The sequence below is a fragment of the Shewanella sp. 10N.286.51.B2 genome, from assembly GCF_041469265.1.
GTDB lineage: Bacteria > Pseudomonadota > Gammaproteobacteria > Enterobacterales > Shewanellaceae > Shewanella.
This window is the reverse complement of sequence record NZ_JBFRKH010000014.1, coordinates 12764-34370: the sequence shown is the minus strand read 5'-3', so window position 1 is coordinate 34370 and position 21607 is coordinate 12764. Positions and strand designations below refer to the sequence as shown.

At 43.4% G+C, this 21607-nt stretch carries 13 protein-coding genes and 1 pseudogene; 7 read left to right on the top strand and 7 right to left on the bottom strand.

Annotated elements, in window-relative coordinates; all coding sequences use genetic code 11:
• Positions 1–35: 35 nt before the first annotated feature.
• A complete protein-coding gene (gene fdhF, locus AB4140_RS03670; protein ID WP_371999836.1) occupies positions 36–4268 on the bottom strand; it encodes a formate dehydrogenase subunit alpha in 4233 nt (1410 codons plus the stop codon).
• Positions 4269–4893: 625 nt separating this feature from the next.
• Here fdhF and prfB point away from each other — a divergent pair.
• Together prfB and lysS are read left to right on the top strand one after the other, a co-directional pair.
• Positions 4894–5992, top strand: a protein-coding gene (gene prfB / locus AB4140_RS03665; protein ID WP_198589352.1) for a peptide chain release factor 2 whose coding sequence is annotated in 2 segments (ribosomal slippage) — positions 4894–4968 and positions 4970–5992 — 1098 coding nt in all. Because the reading frame shifts where the segments join, the coding sequence is not laid out codon by codon here.
• A 12-nt stretch (positions 5993–6004) separates the two neighbouring features.
• Positions 6005–7507, top strand: coding sequence for a lysine--tRNA ligase (gene lysS / locus AB4140_RS03660; protein ID WP_102435746.1), 1503 nt, complete (start codon positions 6005–6007; stop codon positions 7505–7507).
• 909 nt (positions 7508–8416) lie between these two features.
• On the opposite strand, the gene AB4140_RS03655 is transcribed toward lysS, so the two are convergent.
• The gene (locus tag AB4140_RS03655; RefSeq protein WP_371999902.1) at positions 8417–9478 is read right to left on the bottom strand and encodes a sorbosone dehydrogenase family protein; all 1062 of its coding nucleotides are present in this window, start codon (positions 9476–9478) and stop codon (positions 8417–8419) included.
• A gap of 346 nt (positions 9479–9824) precedes the next feature.
• On the opposite strand from AB4140_RS03655, the gene pyrC reads away from it, so the two are divergent.
• Positions 9825–10862, top strand: coding sequence for a dihydroorotase (gene pyrC / locus AB4140_RS03650; protein ID WP_102440253.1), 1038 nt, complete (start codon positions 9825–9827; stop codon positions 10860–10862).
• Positions 10863–10928: 66 nt separating this feature from the next.
• Here pyrC and AB4140_RS03645 read toward each other — a convergent pair whose 3' ends face one another.
• The 3 genes from AB4140_RS03645 to rluF all read right to left on the bottom strand — a co-directional run bounded on the left by AB4140_RS03645 (position 10929) and on the right by rluF (position 16910).
• Complete coding sequence (locus tag AB4140_RS03645) at positions 10929–12764, bottom strand: hypothetical protein (protein WP_303501820.1); 1836 nt, start codon at positions 12762–12764, stop codon at positions 10929–10931.
• A 403-nt stretch (positions 12765–13167) separates the two neighbouring features.
• The gene (locus AB4140_RS03640) at positions 13168–15399 is read right to left on the bottom strand and encodes a putative Ig domain-containing protein (RefSeq protein ID WP_303413374.1); all 2232 of its coding nucleotides are present in this window, start codon (positions 15397–15399) and stop codon (positions 13168–13170) included.
• A 566-nt stretch (positions 15400–15965) separates the two neighbouring features.
• On the bottom strand, positions 15966–16910 hold the full coding sequence (gene rluF / locus AB4140_RS03635) for a 23S rRNA pseudouridine(2604) synthase RluF (protein WP_371999833.1): 945 nt from the start codon (positions 16908–16910) through the stop codon (positions 15966–15968).
• 146 nt (positions 16911–17056) lie between these two features.
• Here rluF and AB4140_RS03630 point away from each other — a divergent pair, with 146 nt between their 5' ends.
• Together AB4140_RS03630 and AB4140_RS03625 are read left to right on the top strand one after the other, a co-directional pair.
• Positions 17057–17527 (top strand): GNAT family N-acetyltransferase, encoded by a 471-nt coding sequence (locus AB4140_RS03630; RefSeq protein WP_102475929.1) that lies wholly within the window; start codon positions 17057–17059, stop codon positions 17525–17527.
• Between the two features lie 196 nt (positions 17528–17723).
• Positions 17724–18158, top strand: a complete 435-nt coding sequence (locus AB4140_RS03625; RefSeq protein ID WP_241901105.1) for a hypothetical protein — start codon at positions 17724–17726, stop codon at positions 18156–18158.
• 98 nt (positions 18159–18256) lie between these two features.
• On the opposite strand, the gene AB4140_RS03620 is transcribed toward AB4140_RS03625, so the two are convergent.
• The gene (locus AB4140_RS03620; RefSeq protein ID WP_102520656.1) at positions 18257–18799 is read right to left on the bottom strand and encodes a DUF4287 domain-containing protein; all 543 of its coding nucleotides are present in this window, start codon (positions 18797–18799) and stop codon (positions 18257–18259) included.
• A gap of 257 nt (positions 18800–19056) precedes the next feature.
• On the opposite strand from AB4140_RS03620, the gene AB4140_RS03615 reads away from it, so the two are divergent.
• Together AB4140_RS03615 and AB4140_RS03610 are read left to right on the top strand one after the other, a co-directional pair.
• A complete protein-coding gene (locus AB4140_RS03615) occupies positions 19057–19200 on the top strand; it encodes a hypothetical protein (RefSeq protein ID WP_157936457.1) in 144 nt (47 codons plus the stop codon).
• Between the two features lie 124 nt (positions 19201–19324).
• Positions 19325–20334: pseudogene (locus tag AB4140_RS03610) on the top strand (DUF4382 domain-containing protein).
• Between the two features lie 440 nt (positions 20335–20774).
• Here AB4140_RS03610 and AB4140_RS03605 read toward each other — a convergent pair.
• Positions 20775–21536 carry a hypothetical protein gene (locus AB4140_RS03605; RefSeq protein WP_371999830.1) on the bottom strand — a complete coding sequence of 254 codons (762 nt, stop codon included), beginning with the start codon at positions 21534–21536 and terminating at the stop codon, positions 20775–20777.
• Between the last annotated feature and the right edge of the window lie 71 nt (positions 21537–21607).

Sequence of the window (21607 nt, the reverse complement as noted above, 5' to 3'; positions counted from 1 at the left end):
TTTTTACGTCAGTTTTACTTCAGTTAAGCGTGAAATTACACCGCTGTGGCTAACTCCGCTTTAACGGCGCAGACTTTAAACTCAGGTATTTTGGCCACCGGATCGACTGCGTTATTGGTTAACTTATTCGCCGCCGCTTCAGCAAAGTGGAACGGTAAGAATAAAACGCCCGCTTGCGCTCGCTTAGTGACAAAGGCGGCAATTTCAATTTCGCCGCGGCGTGAACTCAGTTTTAAATTATCGCCATTACTCACCCCAAGACGCTCAGCATCAAACACCGACATCATCACTCTTGGGGTACCTAAAGTATCTAAACCGCTGGTTTTTCGGCTTAAGGTACCGGTGTGAAACTGCTCTAATAAGCGACCTGTAGACAATACCAATGGATACTCATCACAGGTAGATTCGGCTGGGGCGCGATAGCTCACGGCGGTGAATATACCTTTGCCTTTAATGGGCTGCTCCTGATGCAGCACGGGCGTTCCCGTATGTTGCTCATCACGGCAAGGCCACTGCAGCCCTTTACTTGGCGTGCCATGTTTATCAGCACTTAAACGATCCCAAGTGATCCCTTGATATTGCGGGGTCACTTGATTGATCTCGTTAGTGATCGCTTGCTCGTTAGCGTAGTGCCAGTTAGCGCCCAGTTTATTGGCAATATCTTGAATGATTTGCCAGTCAGCGCGGGCTTGTCCCGGCGGGGTTAATACTGCTTCTAGGCGCTGCACTCGGCGCTCTGTATTGGTAAAGTGGCCCTGTTTTTCAGCAAATGATGCCGCAGGTAGCACCACATCTGCATACTTGGCGGTTTCAGTTAAGAAGATATCTTGCACCACTAAAAACGGCAGCTTCTCCAAAGCTTCAAGCACATGGGCTTGATCTGGGTCGCTCAGCACAGGGTTTTCGCCCATAACGTATAAGGCTTTAACTTTATCTTCGGTAATGGCATGCATCACTTCAGTGGCCGTTAAGCCCTCGGTGGCTGACAGCGGCGTTTGCCACTGCTGCTCAAATTTCTCACGCACCACAGGGTTATCAACCCGCTGATAGCCAGTGTAGTAATTTGGCAGCGCGCCCATATCACACGCACCTTGAACATTACTTTGGCCACGCAGTGGATTAATGCCTGCACCCACTTTACCTAAATTGCCACAGAGCATTTGCAGGTTAGAGATAGCAGTGACATTGTCATGGCCTGAGGTGTGCTGGGTTATGCCCATAGCGTAGTAGACTGCGGTTTTCTCAGCAGTGCCAATATAACGCGCCATTTGGGTAATATCCTCAGCGCTAACCCCACAAATCTTGGTGGCATTTTGCAACTGATATTCAGGCTTAAGCACTTCTTGCATCACTGCATCAAAGCCTTGGGTATGGGCGTTGATATAGTCTTTGTCATGCCAATCATGACGAATGATCTCAGCCATAATCGCATTGAGCAGCACCACATCAGAGCCGGGCTTTTGCGCTACGTATAAACAGGCATCATCAGCAATGGAGACACGTTTTGGGTCGGCAATGATCAAGCGGGCGCCATGGGAGCGAATCGCTTGTTTAATTCTTGAGGCAATTATCGGGTGCGCATTGCAGGTATCTGAGCCTAAGATAAAGATTAAGTCAGACTCTTTGATCCCCGGAATATCATTGGTCATTGCGCCGCTACCCAAACTGAGTTGCAGGGCTGACACAGTACTGGCATGACACAAACGGGCACAATGGTCGATATTATTGGTGCCTAATACGCTGCGAACAAACTTTTGAATGAGGTAGTTATCTTCATTGGTGGCTTTGGCTGAGGCTAAAGTGGCAATGGCATCAGCGCCTGCTTCAGCTTTAACCTTGGCAAAATTATCGGCGATGGTATCTAGCGCTTCATCCCAACTGCAGGGGATCAGCTCGCCCATTTTACGAATAAGCGGCGTGGTTAAGCGTTGCTCGCTTTGAATAAAGTCAAACCCAAAACGGCCCTTAACGCACAACATGCCATCGTTAACATCAGAGTGTTTACTGCCTTCAACATGGCAAATTTTGCCTGTGGTCGGTGACACGCTGACTTCGATACGACAACCCACACCACAGTATGTACAAATGGTCGAGGTGGTCGTTAACTGCTCTTCATCGCCTTGGCGTTTATCACGGGCATCAACCAGCGCGCCAGTTGGGCACACTTGCACGCAGTTACCACATTGCACACAATCACTATCGGCCATGCTGGCACTAAAGCCAACCCGAGGTGCTTGGCGCTCATCGGTTAATTGATTCGGTAATGCTTGGAAGCTGTCTTTAGTGAACTTAATGGCATTGTGACCACTTTGCTGACCACAAATATCGACGCATTTGCCGCAGCTAATACAGCGGTTGGCATCAAACTGAATAAACGGGCTGGTTTTATCCACCGCAAATTGGCGCGCATTGGTGCTGTCTAATTGCTCCGCTTGCACATGATACTCAGTGGCATAATCACGTAATTTACAATCGGTATTGGCCTGACAAGCACACTCTAAACAGCGGGCGGCTTCTTGCATTGCTTCATCGGGCGCATAGCCTAACTCCACTTCATTGAAATTTAGCTGACGCTCAATGGCGCTAAGCTCAGCCATTTTGTAGCGAGGTTTTGCTGCAATGCTGGGGTATAATTCGGCTGATAATTCAGCGGTTTTAGGCGCTTTCGTTGCATTAAATGGTTTTGGGGTTAAGTCGCAATTGAGCCCCTCGTGTAGCAATTTATTAATGGCTACAGCGGCTTTACGGCCATCACCAATGGCCGCTACTGCTGTCGCTGGGCCGCGGCGAGAGTCACCAATTACAAACAGTTTATCAACCCCTGCAGACATAGTGTGCTCACAGCCGATAAAAGTATTCCAGCGAGTTAGCGCCAGTTCACCTGTGGTGAGGTGACTGGCTGGATCTTCCATAAAGCTCATATCTGGGGTTTGCGACACCGCAGCAATGACAGTATCAAAGGCTTCAATAAAGCTTTCGCCAGTGGCTTTTGGTGAGCGCCGCCCTGATGCATCAGGTTCGCCCAAGGCCATTTTCGCCAGTTCAATGGCGCTGACTTGGCCGTCTTCATTAGCGATATTGTTAAGCGGATTAGTTAAAAAGTGAAACTTAACCCCTTCAACTTCAGCTTCATGAATTTCATAAGGCTCAGCGGGCATATCAGCACGGGTACGGCGATAAATTAAGGTGACATCATGGCCTGCGCGCACGGCGGTGCGGGCGCAATCAATGGCAGTATTACCGCCGCCAATCACCGCGACTTTATGACCGATTTGATAGCTTTGCTCGGTGCAGTAATCACGTAAGTAATCGACCCCTAAGTAACAGCCTGTTAAATCACTGCCCGGGTAGTTCATCGCCACTGCTTTTTGGGCGCCAATGGCTAAACACACAGCATCGTAATCATCGGTAAGTTGTTTTAGATGAACATCTTCACCAAGGCGGGTATTAGTGACAATGTCTAGGCCATTTTGGCTAAGTAACTCAATTTCTTTATCAAGAATATCTTTAGGTAAGCGATACTCAGGAATGCCATAGCGCAGCCAGCCACCCGCTTTGGGCATAGACTCAAAAATGCGCACCTGATGGCCTTGGTTTGATAAAAAGTAACCGGCGCTTAAACCAGCAGGGCCACTACCAATAATGGCGACTTTTTTACCAGTAGCTGGCAGCTTTTCAATTTGATAGCTGTGCTCATCGGCAAGGTCTAAATCGGCGGCGTGGCGCTTTAATTGTCTAATAGCCACTGGCTCATCAACCAAGCCTCGGCGACATTCGGCTTCACAAAAGGCCGGGCAAACACGGCCAATAGACAGCGGCAAAGGTAAGGTTTGCTTAATGACTTTTACCGCTTCGGTGTGATTACCTTGGGCGATATGAAACAGGTAACTTTGAATATCCACCCCTGCAGGGCAGGCTTGCTGACAGGGCGCTTCACAGTCAGCAAAGTGATCAGACAAAATAGTGTTTAACGCTGCTTGGCGTAACTTGCTTAACTCAGCGGTTTGAGTGGTAATGTGCATGTCACTGGCAACAGGGGTTTCACAGGCTTTTACTTTGCGGCAGCTGCCATCGTGATTTTTGATATCAACCACACAAAGATTACAGGCTTGTTTGCCATGACTGTGTTTACCATCGCTGTGCTGGGTATTGCCGTTTGCAGGATCGCATAAGCTAGGAATGTTTATCCCGCCATCGCGAGCGGCTTGAAGAATATTTTTATCGGCACTGACAGTTAACGCAATGCCATCTATTTTGAGAGTAATCATCACTAGGCCTTGTAGGGGTTATTACAGGCTAAATTTTCGCCCTTTATTAGCTCTACAAAATATACCTATTTTTAGATGAACAGAATCAAGCTGAGTAAGTGGAATAAGCTTTTGTAACCGCCATCACGCTTGGGTGTGGTTTTGTGACTTAATCTGTTTTGCTCTAGCTTTAAGTGGGATTAGGTCGCAAATTTGGGGTTAAATTGATCTTGGTGCTATTGGTAGTTGATCGCTGCCATATTCGAGTGCTGATAAAAGTTTAAAGCTAAGGGGAGTAACGTGCAGATTTGAAAGAGATTGTTGTAGATGTGCTGAATAAAAGGCCCGATTATGTCGCAGGTTAACGTTTTTTTAGCAATTAATTCTAAGCCGGTTACATTACCAGTCAGCGGCTTGATGAACCATTTTTAGCTATGGTAATGCCATGGGTTTGGGCTATTTGCTGACATTTTTAGCCAATAACACAGCTTGTGGTTCAGCTTGCTGATGGGCGGTTTTTTCCTGGTTATCAACAATTCCACTAATGTTTGTTAATAATCGCCTCTGAGCGCTAGGTTTAGTCGCAGTCATGGGGTAAAATGCGCGGTTAATTGTATTGTTTACCGCTAAATTAAGTAGAAAATTCATGTTTGAAGTAAATCCAGTTAAATTCAAAATCAAGGAACTCGCTGACCGCACCGAACTTCTTCGGGGGTATCTTTGACTACGCTGCCAAAAGTGAGCGTTTAGAAGAAGTCAGTAGAGAGCTCGAAAGTGCGGAAGTTTGGAATGATCCAGATAATGCCCAAGCCCTAGGTAAAGAGCGCAGCGCCTTAGAAGCCGTCGTGAAAACGATCGACGATATGGATAGCGGCCTTGAAGATATTGAAGGACTGGTTGAACTTGCCATCGAAGAAGATGATGAAGAAACCTTTAACGATGCCAGCACAGAATTAGATGATCTTGAGAAACGTTTGGAAGAACTTGAATTCCGCCGTATGTTCTCGGGCCCACATGATGCTGCAGACTGCTACTTAGACATTCAATCAGGTTCTGGTGGTACCGAGGCACAAGATTGGGCCAATATGGTACTGCGTATGTATTTACGTTGGGGTGAAGCCCACGATTACAAACCTGAACTAATGGAAGTCACCGACGGCGATGTCGCTGGTATTAAAGGCGCAACCATCAAGTTTAATGGTGAATATGCCTTTGGTTCGCTGCGTACAGAAACCGGTGTTCACCGTTTAGTGCGTAAGTCACCGTTTGATTCGTCAGGTAAGCGTCATACTTCTTTCTGTTCGGTATTCGTTTACCCAGAAATTGACGATTCAATTGAGATTGATATCAATCCATCTGATTTACGTATTGATACCTACCGCGCCTCAGGTGCAGGTGGTCAGCACGTCAACAAAACCGAATCAGCAATACGTATTACCCATTTACCCACTAATACTGTGGTGCAGTGTCAAAATGACCGTTCGCAACATAAGAACCGTGACGCTGCAATGAAACAATTAAAAGCGAAACTGTACGAGTTAGAAATGCTCAAACAGAACGCTGATAAGCAAGCCGCGGAAGATGCCAAATCAGATATTGGTTGGGGCAGCCAAATCCGTTCATACGTGCTTGATGATGCCCGTATTAAAGATTTACGTACCGGTGTTGAAAACCGAAATACCCAAAGCGTCTTAGATGGCGACTTGGACAAGTTTATTGAAGCTAGCCTTAAATCTGGCCTTTAACGAGAGAAGAAGATGACTGAACAAACCCAAGACGAAAACAAGTTAATTGCAGAACGTCGCGCGAAACTAGATCACATCCGCGAAAACTGCCCTGCAAATGGTCACCCAAATAACTTCGATCGCAAACACAAAGCTGCCGATATTCAAGCTGAATATGGTCACTTCACTAAAGAAGAGCTTGAAGGCATGGACGTTAACCGTTCAATTGCTGGGCGTATTATGGCTAAACGTGGCCCATTCTTGGTAATCCAAGATGTATCTGGTCGCATTCAAGCCTACGCGGGTAAAGATGTTCAAAAAGATCTTAAAGCCACATTCCAAGGTTTAGACATTGGTGACATCATCGGTGTGACCGGTAAGTTACACCTTTCTGGTAAAGGCGATTTATATGTGAACATGGAGCAGTACCAATTGCTCACTAAAGCATTGCGTCCACTGCCTGAAAAGTTCCACGGTTTATCAGACCAAGAAACGCGTTACCGTCAACGTTACGTTGACTTAATCGTTAACGAAGAGTCACGTAATGCATTTATTATGCGTTCTAAAGTGGTTTCAGCTATCCGTAACTTCATGATCAAAAAAGAGTTCATGGAAGTTGAAACCCCAATGATGCACAGCATTCCTGGTGGCGCTAGCGCGCGTCCTTTTGAAACGCACCACAATGCACTTGATATGGCGATGTACTTGCGTATCGCACCAGAGCTATACCTTAAGCGTCTAGTGGTTGGTGGTTTTGAGCGAGTATTTGAAGTTAACCGTAACTTCCGTAACGAAGGCTTATCGCCTCGTCATAACCCAGAATTCACTATGATGGAATTCTATATGGCGTACGCTGATTACAAAGATCTAATGGATCTTACTGAAGAAATGCTAAGTTCGATCGCTACTGAGCTTTGTGGTTCTACCAAGCTACCATACGGTGAGCATACCGTTGATTTTGGTGGCCCATATGCACGTTTAAGCATGTTAGACGCTATCAAAAAATACAACCCTGACAACGCAACCATTCAGTCTATGACTTACGAAGAAGTTAAAGACGTTGAGTTCATGCGTGACTTGGCTAAGAGCCTTGGCATGACAATCGAGAAGTTCTGGACTTGTGGTCAACTACTTGAAGAAATCTTTGGTGAAACCGCTGAGCCTCAGTTAATGCAACCTACGTTCATTACTGGTTACCCAGCTGACATTTCACCACTTGCACGTCGTAACGACGACAACCATTTCATCACCGACCGTTTCGAGTTCTTCATTGGCGGCCGTGAAGTGGCTAACGGTTTCTCTGAGCTTAACGATGCACAAGATCAAGACAATCGCTTTAAAGCACAAGTTGATGCTAAAGATGCCGGTGACGATGAAGCGATGTTCTACGATGCCGATTATATTCGCGCACTAGAGCACGGTTTACCACCAACTGCAGGTCAAGGTATTGGTATCGATCGTTTAGTGATGTTATTCACTAACACACACACTATTCGTGACGTGATCTTGTTCCCAGCGATGCGCCCACAAGGGTAATTGTTGGTTAAGCCGTTGGCTTAATAATCACTATTAAAAAACCAGTCTACTTGGAAAAGTGGCTGGTTTTTTTGTGGGTGACTTTGCTAGGTTATTATCAATAAAAGTCATTTTATTAGGTTAGTTAATAAGTAGATCAAAGTCGTGGCGCTTCGCCCACACCCGACGAAAGGGAAACAACAGCATTTCCCTTCTCGACATCCCTTGCCGCTCCGACGAAGTGTTGACCCTCATGCTATAGAGCGAATTTGCTATCGCCTCAGATTCGCCATCGCTTGTACACGGATGTACTGATGTCACGATGGCAGGGATGCCAAGGAGTGACCATGGCTCAACTGAGGCTATGTCGGCGTCGATGGGCAGGAAGCCTGAATGCTGTGAAGTGCATGGATGCACGAGAGCAGCCTGCCTCCATCACGCAAATTAGCTCAACGCATTCGGACACTTCCAACGGAGATTATTGTGCCTGCAGGTTCGTTTGGCTTAACTAGGTTAAAATTAGAAACAATATAGCTTTTGGTGTTTTTGCTCTTATCTGAATGTTCAATTTGAATTGAGGTAAGCAAAAAAATTACGTGAGTCCAGACATGGATGTCTGGCTAGCTTTCGAGGGGAAGGGACGCCCCATCGAATGCGTTAGTGATTTTTGAAGATTACCGAAGCAGCCTACAAACGAAGTTAAAAGCTGGATGATTCTCCGTTGGAAATTTTGCTGTTTAAATTTCGCCGGAGCGGCGAGGGTGATGCAAGAGGGAGTTGCCGTCCACTCCCTTTTGCTCGGGTGTGGGTGGAAAACCCACGACGTTAATCCAAACGAAGTTTGGAAATACAGTGACTCAAATTAATCGAAATCAATAGAGCCATCCATGACGTTAATCCAAACGAAGTTTGGAAACAAAATGAACCAGATTAGTTTTCAGAATAACTAATCCGATAAACCGCATTAGCGGCATCATCTGATACCAGCAGCGAACCATCTGCCATGGTGAGCACCGCTACGGGTCTGCCCCAACTTTGTTCACCTTGCAGCCAGCCTGTGGCAAAGGGTTGGTAATCACTTACTTTATTGCCGTCCAAGGTCACTTGCATGATGCGATAGCCGACCTTGCTGCTGCGATTCCATGAACCATGTTGGGCGATAAAAATACGGCCTTTATATTCAGCAGGAAACTGCTCGCCTTGGTAAAACTCCATCCCTAATGCTGCCACATGGGCGCCGAGATTTAGTGCTGGTGGCGTATTAAGTTTGGCTTTTTCAGCATCAAAAAACTCTGGGTCGTTATTGTCAGCGTTATGCACATAAGGGAAACCAAAGTGCTGGCCAATTTCAGTGACATGGTTAAGCTCATCATCCGGTAAATCATCGCCCATCATGTCGCGGCCATTATCGGTAAACCATAACTCACCGGTTTCAGGGTGAAAGTCAAAACCGACACTGTTACGCACACCTTTGGCGACGATAGTGGTTTGTTTAGTCTCTACATCGAGCTTTAAAATCGATGCAAAAGGCAGTTCGCTTTCGCAGACATTACAGGGCGCACCCACTGGGATATATAATTTGCCATCTGGGCCAAATTTGATGAACTTCCAGCCGTGATGCGCTTTATTGGGCAACTTATCGTAAACCAGCTCAGGTTTTGGCACATTAGGTAAGTGTTTTTCGATATCACTATAGCGCCAGATTTTATCCACTTCAGCCACATACAAACTGCCATCATGAAAAGCGATGCCTGATGGCATAAATAAGTCCTTGGCTAATACAATTTGTTTGTCAGCTTTCATGTCATTATTGCTATCAATTAGCGCATAGAGGTTGCCCGCGCGGCGGCTACCGACAAACAAGGTGCCGTTATCGCCTAACGCCATTTGACGGGCGTTTTCGACATTATCGGCATACACCTCGATAGTAAAATTGGGTGGTAGCTTAATCTTTTCTATCGGCAGCGCATTTACGCTAAGGGATACCAGCATCGCTGATGATATGGCCGCAGTGTGTTTTAGCTGCTGCCCTAAGAATAGGGGAATGGATTTGATCACAAACATGTCCTTGTTAGTTTTTTATTGATTATGCCGTGGCGACTAATGCTGAGTGGTTATCATACTTGCTAATGCACTTGAGTTGAAACGACAGCTTAACCTCAGTTGGATGTGCTGCTTGTTGGGGCTATTTCCCCGTTTTGCGCGGCAATTTATCATTGTAATTGCCGCTATATTTTTTGCTGTAGCAAAGTCAGCGTTTAAGTTTAGCACCTATCAAAAAAAGCCCTTTTCAGGCACAATAGCGCCAAATTATTGCTATTGATATTAAGGGCTCACAATGACGCAACTGACAATTACTACGCCGGACGATTGGCACTTACATTTCCGTGATGGAGATATGCTAGCTGAAACCGTACCTGCCACTGCGCGTTTATTCCAACGTGCGATTGTGATGCCTAACCTAGTACCGCCTGTTACCGATGCAGCTATGGTGTCAGCTTACCGTGAGCGCATTTTAGCGGCGCGTCCTGCTGGTAGCAGTTTTGAGCCGTTAATGACCTTGTTTTTAACCAATAACACCAGCGCTCAAGACATTATTGATGCCAAAGCGGCGGGCGTAGTGGCAGCGAAATTATATCCAGCTGGCGCAACCACTAACTCTGATGCTGCAGTAAAAGCATTAGATGCATTATTTCCTATCTTTGAAGTGATGGCCGAACAAGGCATGTTATTGCTAGTTCATGGTGAAGTGACTGAATCACACATTGATATTTTTGACCGCGAAAAAATCTTTATCGATCGTTATATGGCGCGCATTGTTGAAGCTATGCCAAATCTTAAAGTGGTGTTTGAGCATATTACCACTAAAGATGCGGCTGAGTTTGTCGCGAGCGCCCCAAACAATATTGCCGCAACCATTACCCCGCAGCATTTATTGCTAAACCGTAATGACTTATTAGTTGGCGGCGTACGCCCACATAACTTCTGCTTACCAGTACTTAAGCGCAATATTCATCAGCAAGCATTGCAAGCGGCTGTTGCAACGGGTTCAAGTAAGTTCTTTTTAGGTACAGATTCTGCGCCCCATGAAAAGCACCGTAAAGAATCAGCCTGTGGTTGTGCGGGTTGTTACAGCGCATGGTCTGCACTAGAGCTTTATGCCCAAGTATTTGATGACTTAGGTGCGTTAGATAAGTTAGAAGGTTTTGCCAGCTTACATGGTGCCGACTTTTATGGCTTGCCGCGCAATACTGGTACAGTGACATTAGTTAAAGAACAGTGGGTTGTTCCTGAGCAAATTATCTTGCCAAATCAGAATCCAATCGTGCCATTCTTTGCCGGCGAAACGGTTAACTGGAAAGTGAAAACCGCTTAATGCTTTTTTTCTTTTTCAATAAAAAAAACCAGCAGAAATGCTGGTTTTTTTATGTCACATATTATTTTATAGGTCAGTTAAATGTTGCAGCAGTCGATCTGTGAAACTACTACTGTTTTCAAATGTGATTGATAGTCCTGAATCAGTCACATTCTCAGGAGTGGCTGACATGATTTCAACTTCATTCAATGTGTTGCTGTCTAGCAAGTAGTGGCTAGTAAATGTGTACATTTCTTGTTCTGAGACCACCGTTTTTTGCTCAAGTGATATTAAATCGGCGCCGTTTGGTGCTTCTGATTTAGTCCATTGGTACTCTTCGCTAATATTTCCTGCACCATCATGAATAGCAATAGTCTGCTCATCTTCATCTATGAGGGTGTAATCTGGATAATCACTTTCAAAGAAGGTTTCGGCTATGTTTGTAGTTGTGAGTTGTTGTGGAGATGAGCTTTCAGGTAACTCATAAGATTCACCGCCATCTTGATTTCGGCACATGACATCAGCTTGCAGCGACATCTGCATTTTATAAACTGCACTTGGCCATTCAACATCATCTAAGTTTAATAAACTAGGGCTCGCAGCTAATAGGGTTTGCCACTTGGTGTCTTCAGTTAAGAGTTTTTCAAAGTTAATTGTTAAAGCTACTTCAGTGCCTTCGTAGTAGGTGTGGTAATTATTACCTTCAACATAGGGTTCTGGAGGGGTGTAGTTGTCCGGTACTTCACTTGCTGATAACCAAGTTTGAGTTGTTGAGTTCCAGCATTCTGTTGCTTGACCATCTTCATCGGTATCAGGATTAAATCGAAAAAGAACGCCATTGCCATAGACCCCAATTAGATTTTTATGGGTATCTTCGTGAAGTAGAGTAAATACGAAATCATCATTGATTACGGGAGTGACGACAAAGGTATTAACAAATCCTGACTCATTAATAATGTTGTTAAAAATAACAGCCCAATCAGCTTGAGATAACAAGCTACTATCAATAGGGGCTTCAACATAGCCTAATGCAATTAGTGAGTTATTAATATTTGTACGTGCGGCGTCAGAATCAAGGCTAATAAATTCATCTAAAGATAAGTTACTATTTCTCCATAGTGTTGTGACTGCTTCAATCGTATTAGCTAAGACTTTTTCATTTACGAGAATATCTGTCACTTGGCCTGAAATTAATCGCTCAATGTAGGGTAAAAATGCTTCAACTACTAAGATGCGTTCGGATATTGAAGTTGCAGCATCAATATTAAAAACAGTGTCTACATCTTGTTGGTACAAGGTGGCAAGTAAGCTTTTTAATTCTCGTGTTAACGTACTCACTTCTTGTTGGGATAACTGTGCTTTAATCATTGCTAAAATTCGAGTTAACTCGGTATGAGTGGCACTGTTTATCGCTCCATTATGCTCTGAAGTCGCGAGCAGTTGTCCTTCACCTTGTGAATTAACCACAGTGTTTATTGCTAGAGGTGGTTGCTGCTCTGTTATCGCTAATGGATCAACGTTAGCTAAAGCTGTTGCTGAAGATGCGGCGGTCCAGTTAGCGAGTAAGTAGTAATTTGGTGTTTCAACTTCGCTGGTCCAATCTATTTGGTAGTTACCATCAGTGTCTGTTGTCGAGGTAGGTTCGCCGCTATCGCAACTTAAGTTTTGATTTAAATCAACACAAACATTAGCACCAACAAGCGCTCCTTGATAAACCGCTAATCCAGATACTTGGTGATCGTATTCTGTCGCTGCTGGCGGTGTTGTCGTCTCAGGTGGTGTAGTGGTAGCTGGAGGGGTTGTGGTTTCCGGAGGTGTAATTTCTTCGCTCTTATCGCTGTCTGAAGAACCACCACAACCAGTTAAAATTAATGTAAGTGCTGACGCAACAATTGTTTTGCGCCAATGACGATTAAAATCCATTTAAAAACTCCATATCCATTTGTGACTATCTTTTTTGATAGCTTGTAGTGATCGCTTGTTGTAATCATTGCAGGTGTTTGTTCAATCTGATTGCGAGTGCAACCTGCTAGATTAACTCGCATTGAGATCATGGCGGTTATTATTTTTTTTACAATTATCCAAAGGGGTGTATTTAGGCTTTACCCCATCCTTTTTGATGTGTTTTAAGCGTGTTTATCAGCTAACGTTTTACAGAGAAAGGTGTTAATTAAAAATCCAATAGTCATCATTATTGACAGGCCAGATGTTGGTATTACTTAAATTAACTTAGCAATTTAGAAGCACATTGCAAAAACCTAGTGATACCGAATAAAAAAGGCATTGAGTGAATACTCAATGCCTTTTATTTTAAACGCTAATAGAATTATTGATTTTCTTCAGCGTAGTACTTGCTGTTAATTAAGCCTTTAACAATAGAGTTAAACTTCTTCATTGGCATAAGTGAGTTGGTACGCAGTGCTGAGCTCTGAGCTGCTGCTTCAACTTCTTCTGGAATTTCAATAGAAGGTGAATCAACCCATTCGTTATGCGCCGTCAGTACCAGTTCACCATCAGTCATTTTTTCAATACTGGCTACATGCCACCATCGGGTAATATTTTCAGTTGGCGGTGTGAATAAATGTTGCTCATTCTCAAAGATAACTTCTACTCGAGTGCTGGCAGGATCGATTTCAGGGCTACCAGAAAAATTGTACACATAATAATCGTAGGTGCCTTCTACAGGGAATTCTGGAATAGAGATAACTTCAGGGCCAAAACTAGTTACATCATCAACGTCTAAGTCGATGATAGTTTCTTCGATTACTACGCTCGGATTGTAGAAATAGACATGATTTTGATTGCCATCGACATCAGTTATATAAAGGTGAGAATCTAAATCCCGTGGCGCCTCGCCCCAGTTTAAGGTTATTTTAGTTAACGCCTCTGATAACACTAGACATGAAGCTAATGTTAAATCCGAATCGGTAGAGTCGATAATTGAAGTGCGACTTTGAAACCCAATGGTAGCGCCAAGTAGGATAGTTGAATTCATTCTAACCGGTAGGCTAAATGTTCCGTCATCTTCAGAATAAGTCAGTGAACGACCTAAATAATCACGACCATCAGATATAACTCTGGCACCAGCTAATCGATTTCCTTCGGCATCTTCAACACAACCATTTATCATGACGGTTTCATAGATTCTATCGGCATTCCAGGTGGTAAAGTGGCTAACATTTCCAGCGTAGTATTGTGCACCATTGTCGGTGATGAGCGTAGCTTCACCTTCTTCAATCCATAAGCCTGATACTTCATCAAAATAGTAAAGCGGGATAGTCGCTGGAGGATTAAATCCTACAACAGGGATCTGAATTTCAGCGGTTTTTCCCTCAGCCAACTGTAATGGATTACCTGATTCATCTTCGAAGCTAACAGTAATTGCACCAAATGATTCAATTGGTGCAATTTCACCCGTTTCTGTGGTTGTTAACATATCGCCAGGCATCATTTCAATATCAATGGCGGGGTTGATGACGGTAAGCTCTGCAACAACCGCAGTTGCCGCTAGGTTTCCATCGGCATCCACTAAGCTGTTTTCAGGCAAACTTACTAATAAACTACCTTCAACAGTTAATTCAGTTGCTTGCGTGACGTCAAAGTTAACGGTTGTGTGTACAGGCTGCAGTAATAAATTATGAACTTGAGCAACTTCATTATTTGAAATGCTCAACGCCGCCTCTGAATAACCTGTCGCATCAGCGGTAAAGGTCATTCGTTCAGTTAGCTGAGTATCTTGTACGCTCGCAGAGAAAGCGCCAGATTCATTAGACTCGATACTTTGGATGATTTCATTACCATTTGAAACAGCAATTTGGCTATTTGAAATAGCTTCACCGTTGAAATAGTTAATTGTCATACCATTTAAAGTGATAAAAAACTGCTCTTCAAGTGTAAAGTTAACGATAGCTGGCGCAGCGCTATCTTCACCGCCGTCAGCAATTTGTATCGAAATATCAGTTTTGGTGGTTTCGGTGACAGTAGAGTCGTAGCTGATTAAGCCTGATGCAGAAATCGATAATTCAGCTGGACCGGTAATCATTTCAAAGCTAATGTCATTCTCAATATCGACATCATCAACGTCAGTGACAATAAGTTGATAAGAGAATGCTGAGCCGGCAATGACTGTTTGCTCGTCCACAGATGTAACTGTAGGAGCATCATTAACTGGTGTGACAATAATTTCAAAACTTTGCCCTGAAGCTACAGCATTATCCTCGCCACCATCAGTCACAATTACAGACATTAGCCCGGAGGTTAATATGCCTTCAGTCGGAGTCCAAGTAATAAGTCCTGTGTCAGAGACATTCATACCTTCTGGAGGGTTGGTTAATGAAAAGCCTAAATCAGTGCCGTTATTAGCATCATCAGGATCTGTTACAGTAACTTGGTAACGATATTCAGTATCTTCTGTCGCAGTGATTAGCGCACTTGATGAAATAGAAGGTGCAACATTCTTCTGTGTTGCTTCATCTGAATCAGAAGAACCACAACCCGTTAAAGCTATTGTAAGTGCAGACGCAATAATTGTTTTGCACCAATTACGATTTAAATCCATTTAAAAACTCCATATCCATGTATTAACTATCTGTAGTGATAGCTTGATGATTTTCACTTTATTGCGAGCTTAAATAAACTCGCGCTGCGATCATGGCGGTTATTATTATTTTTGACAATTATCACAAAGGGTGTGCTTGGCTTATCTACACATACTTTAGGATGTGGTATGAGTTTGTTCTCGTTCGATAGGGGCTGCTTTATTAGCGTTAGAGAGCATCTAAGCTAGAAAAATAAATTATCGGTTAGGAAGGATTTTACTTTGATGAGTGTGGGTTTAAATTAAGTGACTTTTAGTCATTTACCATTAAATTTTGCAGCAACCTGATTAAATTACCTTGGGTGTTTCATAGTTCTTGGTATTTTTTGTTTTATTATTGCGCTAGTACAACCATCTCTAGGCTTGTTTCAGAGTTGCTATATCTACCAGCGAATGTATTGCTACGGTTAGCTTGCAGCTGAGCTGCAAACAATAAAAAGCGCCAATATTCTTATATTGGCGCTTTTTATTTCTAGTGCGAGAGTTAAAACGAGTAAGGCGAATGACGCAATTTCAACTCGGCTTAATTAACGCGCGCGATTTGGCTTACGACCGCCGCTTGGCTTACCTTTGCCGCCTTTAGCTTTAGCTTTAGCTTGAGATTTAGTTTGGCCTTTACCGCCACCTTTTGCTTGTCCTTTATGCTTGGTGCTGCGGTTGTGCTGCATAAAGTGCTCTGGGCCTTCAATTTTTTCACGAGCTACGGTTTTAACTTTAGGCTGAGACTTTTTCTTTGGGGCTTTTTTGTCTTCTGATGATGAGTCTTTAATCATCTCAAACAATACATCTAGCTCTTGCTTATCTAAATCACGCCATTCACCGATTGGCAGACCTTTGAGGCTGACATTCATGATTTGCTGACGTTCAAGCTTGGTGACTTCAAAGCCAAAATGTTCACACATTCTACGAATTTGGCGGTTAAGACCTTGAACTAATACGATTTTAAAAGCGTACGGTGATACTTGTTCAACCTTACACTTTTTCGTGACTACCCCTAATATCGGTACCCCAGCGCCCATGCCTTTGATAAAGCTATCGGTAATGGGTTTATTCACCGTGACCACGTATTCTTTATCGTGGTTATTACCCGCGCGGAGGATTTTATTAACTAAGTCACCATTATTGGTTAAAAAGATTAAACCTTGGGAGTCTTTATCTAAACGACCAATAGGGAATATGCGGGTTGAGTGATTGACGAAATCGACGATGTTATCGCGTTCGGTGCCTTCGGTGGTACTGACAATGCCCACGGGTTTATTAAGGGCGATAAAGACTAAATCTTCAGCATCTCTTGGCTCAATATCTTGACCGTTTACTTTTACTTTATCACCAAAGCTAACTTGGTCGCCGACCTGTGCACGCTTACCGTTAATAAACACGTTGCCTTGCTCAATAAAACGGTCGGCATCACGTCTTGAACATATGCCACTTTCACTGATGTATTTATTAAGGCGCATTGATGAATCGGTCACTATGGTTTTCCTGTGAGTAGAGATTAATCTGAAGAAAGGTTAGGTTTAAGCCAGACAGTTTATCAATTTTTGGCAATTTTGCATAAGCATACTCATAAAAGAGCGCGTCGAAATGCAATTAATGGAATGAAAGATGAGAGGGAAGCATGCACTTACAGCTTAGGAATGTATTAGCCACCGATTTAGAACATTTATATCAGTTTCAAGCCGATCCACAGGCTAATGAGATGGCCGATTTTCCGGCGAGAGACCGTAATGCCTTTTTTGAACATTGGCAGAGCAATATTTTGAGTCATGCTGATATAACAGCCAAAGCGATAATTGTTGATAACGATATCGTTGGCAGTGTGGTTTTATGGCAAAGTGAGCAGCAATGGCTATTGGGATATTGGCTTGGGAGAGACTATTGGGGTCAGGGCATCGGTACTAATGCCTTAAGAGTCTTTTTAGCGGAGCAAACTCAAAGGCCAATATTTGCCGAAGTGACCCAAGATAATTTGGGTTCTATTAAAGTGCTTATCAGCAATGGCTTTATTCATGATGCTCAGCTTGATGATGGTCAAACTAATAAAAGCACTGACAATGAGCGAGCCTTATTGCTGTTTCGCCTTGGCTAATAATTAAGTATTAATCCAAGCATTGATTATCCAAGATCACATTGAGGGTTAACAGATAGGGCTAATATGGAGGTCTTTACAACAACCTTGGCGGTGAATAAACGCTGTTGTGAACCGCTAATAGCAGCCCTTAATCGCCGTGGCTAAATTCAGTCAGGTGATTTACCTGACTCATTCAAATAGTATGGAGGTCATTATGATTTCTAACCCTTCTTTAGTCACCCGCACCGCCGTGGGCAAGCTTATCGGTTTAGCCTTTGGGGTATTGTGCTTTTGGATAGTGCCATGGCTTGCCCCAGAAACCAGTTTATTGTTTTTGTGGGGATTACTGCTGTGGTATATCACTTTTGGCGCCATTATTGGGCTTGCTGGGGTATTTGATTATCATCCGGTGTTAAAAATAGCCATGCCTTGGTGGCTAACCGCAACCATAATGGGCGGCTGGATGAATCTGGTGTTTACCTTTGTGGCCTATGATCAAATTCAAGCCTTAATGGTGGCTATATTTGGTCTTGGCGGTGCATTACAATCACCGTTTTGGTTTGTTGCTGATGGATTAATCGCGGGTTGGATTATTGGCTATTTTGCTACCAAGTTTGGTGGTTATGGTCCAAGTACGGCGGGAAGGTAATGAAAGGCTTTTATCGAGCTTAATGGGTTGGTTTGGCTGCCTAACTGAAATTCTTAACTCATGAATTCAGTTTAAGCAGCTAACCTGTATCACTGCTATTAAACAGATTGATCGTATGCTAAAAGCAACCATTGCTTTACTTCATCATTCACATCCGCAATATCTTTTAATTGTATGCGATGGCTACACATTGCACCAAAAGGCCCAGAATCTTCAAGGCAACCTTGAGGTTGTGTGTCTTTGATTTTTAACCCTAGGTCGATACGGGTTTTGGTCGCAGGTTTAATCAGGGCAAATTGTTTTTTCCTAATGATACTCACTGTCGCTTTTTTAGGGGTTATTACTACGTCTTGGCCGAAGCCACTTACGATAGAAATCAGTAAATCGTAGATTGGCGTCAGTGCTTCTTTGCCTTGATATTGTTGGGTAACTAACTCATCAGTAGACTCATCTTTTTGTTTTGATAAGGTCACAATCGTATTGGCAAAGCCATGGGTTACTCCATGTTCGGTTTTTAAATATTTAACTGCCATTCCATGCTTTTCAATATTCTGCTGTGCAAGTATCTCAAGCCACTCTGGTAATGACTTGCCGGTTTTTTCTGGCATGTTCTCAATCATGGTTTGCAGTGCTTTATCCATTTCGGTCTCCAATCGATGGCAAACATCGTTTATGTTTGTACTTATTAAAGGTAGTCATTTGAAACCAATAATGCACTGGTTTTATTTCAATCTTCATAAGCAAGTGTATGGGAGTTATCTACAAATATTGAAAATGAATATTTAGGTAATATCCACGGTTTAAAATAAAGTTAGGCGGTTAGACACATTATCATCATGCCAGATGAGCTTGTAAGGAATAAACTGAAGTCGATATCACTCTTGCTTGCGGATTTACTATGAACCACTTCGCCATATTCGGTCTGGGCGGTGCATTGCAATCGCCATTTTGGTTTGTTGCCGATGGATTAATCGCGGGTTGGATTATTGGCTATTTTGCTACCAAGTTTGGTGGTTATGGACCAAGCACGGCAGGACATTAACATTGTCATGACCTAAGTGTTATTTGGGCGTAGGTATTGATACGACTGTGCTTTCGTCGAGCTGTGCTGTGACTTGCTATGCTACACTTCAACCTTAGGTTGTAATGATAAAGGTCGATAACCAATGAAACTTTCAAAAATAGCATTTCTTATCGCAACGGCTGGATTATTAACGGCCTGTGGCGGAAGCGATAATGATGACTCTACTCCTGTCATTGAAACTGGCACCTTTAATTTAGGGGTATCAGATAACCCTGCTGATGCAGAAAAAGTCACCATCGCATTTAAGCAGGTGGTGTTAAAAAAACTGATGCTGGCAGTATCTCATTTGACGTGTCAGAAGACGGCGAATTAAAGCAAGTCGATTTACTCGAATTTCAAGGCTCAGACGTTGAAACCTTAGTCAGCGGCCAAGAGGTTACTGTCGGTGAGTACCAAATGTGTATTTACATGGAAAACAGTGAAGTGGCCAATGAAGAAAGCTCCTATGTACAAACGATGGACGAAACCATTGCAGGGTTAACCACTAACAGCAATGGCAGTTGTGGCGGGGTTGGCGCTGAAGATGACAATACTGGTCGCTTGTTCTTTAATAAAGCATTCACCATAGCAGCGGGTAACAATAGTTTTGTGGCTGAGTTTAATTTACAAAAAGGCTTACAAGGGCCAAAAGGTAATAAAGACTACTGGACCTTAAAGCCAACATCAGTGCAATTGGTAAATAGTGCAGAAGTTGGCGCCATTAATGGTAGTGTCTCTACTGAGGTGATTGAGCAATGTGAAATGGCAGCTGGGGGCTCAGAGTTTAGCTCGGCAGTGTATTTATACCCTGAAGCCACAGCCCTTGAAAATATGGATGATTTCCGTGATAGCGAAAGTCAGTTCATCATGGTGGCGCCTATTGCAGCAGCCAGAGTTAATCCTGTTTTGGATGCAAACGATGATGTTGTAAGTTATGACTACGAGTTTGGTTTTGTGGTCGCCAATAACTACAGCTTAGGTTATACCTGCGTTGCGCAAAATGATGACCCTGAATTGCCAAATACCCCAGAAGATGATCCGGCTTTTTTCCTCCATGCCGATGAGCAAGAGGTTATTGTGATTAATGGTGAAACCACAGAGCGTAGCTTTTAATTTTAACGGCTATTTTTAACAGCTATTTTAACAGCTAACGTTAAGTTATTAATTCGTTCAAATGCGAATAAACTGAAAGTTGCCGAGTATTCTCTAGGGTCTGTTGATCTTTGCTGGTGGCATTTTGTTCGAGATAAAAACGAATTAAGCGCGGCGAGTGGAGTGCAGCCTAGCAATCTAAGCAAAATTCACTCAACAAAGCGTAATTCGTTTTTAGCCGAATCCTTCGGACAGCGTTTGTTGGCCATTTTTACTTCGTTATCGGCTTATTATGTAGAATAACTTCACTGCAAAGCCTCTGCCTTGTATAAATGGCCAACAATTCGCTGCAAAAACAACCGTGAAAGATCAACAGACCCTAGGCACACAGTAACCAATACTGTGTAGCTTAATCAGAAAGTCGGCATTTTTATTGGATTAGTTTCCACTGCCCTCAATGCTTAATGAGCATGCCCATTACCTGAAAGCGCTTTGCCTTCGGTGTCATAAAACCCAGATGCGCCGTGCTCAACAAACCCCAAAGTTACCATGTTCGTCAAAAACTCATCGCTGTGGTCATCACCAATATCGGCGTAATCGGTCATTTTGTAATGATTAAGCTGTCTGAAAAAAGCAGCGATTTTATTTGCGTCATGGCTGAGTTCAGTGAGTTGCCATTGCTCATGTGTTTGATGTTGTCCTTGGCCTTTTGTCCAACTAAAGCGGCTGATAAGTTGTAGTTCAGGTAACCAAACTAGCTCAATTTTACTGTTTGCAGAGGTTTGAGTGAGCACTTGCTGACGCTCACAGCCTTTGCCTGTTTCGGTGCTAAGTGTTAACTGTGAAATAAGCTTGTCAGAGATAAATTGATAACGATATGACCAGTCGTGTTCAGACTTGCCGTGAACCACTTCGCCTGGTTGGTATTCAATACCGCGTTGATAGCCATCAAAAAAACGGGTGGGTTTGATTTGCTTATTATTGAGCAAAAACCATGATTCAGTGATATCAGTTTGCGGGTATTGATGCGCCACGGTATTGCCTTGGCGCCATAAATTAAGGCTGCTTTTATTCTGGTGTTGGCTGACTGGACTATCAGTGGAGGTGAGTTGATAACTTGCCTGTAAGCTTGACGAGGATAAGTCGCATTGGGCGTAACTTGCAGCGGATAAAGTGATAAGCAGACTTGAAAACATGATTGATAAAGGCAGAGGTAACTTCACGGGAACTCCTATGACATTGCTGATAGTGATGCATGTCGATATAAAAAGGTTAAGGCTAAAATAATCAATTA

Bases quoted from the DNA above. Each gene is read 5' to 3' on its own strand.
- AB4140_RS03645 (WP_303501820.1), bottom strand. From the start codon at position 12,764: ATGGATTTTAATCGTCATTGGCGCAAAACAATTGTTGCGTCAGCACTT.
- AB4140_RS03615 (WP_157936457.1), top strand. From the start codon at position 19,057: ATGAACCACTTCGCCATATTCGGTCTGGGCGGTGCATTGCAATCGCCA.
- AB4140_RS03625 (WP_241901105.1), top strand. From the start codon at position 17,724: ATGATTTCTAACCCTTCTTTAGTCACCCGCACCGCCGTGGGCAAGCTT.
- pyrC (WP_102440253.1), top strand. From the start codon at position 9,825: ATGACGCAACTGACAATTACTACGCCGGACGATTGGCACTTACATTTC.
- AB4140_RS03630 (WP_102475929.1), top strand. From the start codon at position 17,057: ATGCACTTACAGCTTAGGAATGTATTAGCCACCGATTTAGAACATTTA.
- fdhF (WP_371999836.1), bottom strand. From the start codon at position 4,268: ATGATTACTCTCAAAATAGATGGCATTGCGTTAACTGTCAGTGCCGAT.
- AB4140_RS03620 (WP_102520656.1), bottom strand. From the start codon at position 18,799: ATGGATAAAGCACTGCAAACCATGATTGAGAACATGCCAGAAAAAACC.
- lysS (WP_102435746.1), top strand. From the start codon at position 6,005: ATGACTGAACAAACCCAAGACGAAAACAAGTTAATTGCAGAACGTCGC.
- AB4140_RS03640 (WP_303413374.1), bottom strand. From the start codon at position 15,399: ATGGATTTAAATCGTAATTGGTGCAAAACAATTATTGCGTCTGCACTT.
- AB4140_RS03655 (WP_371999902.1), bottom strand. From the start codon at position 9,478: ATGCTGGTATCCCTTAGCGTAAATGCGCTGCCGATAGAAAAGATTAAG.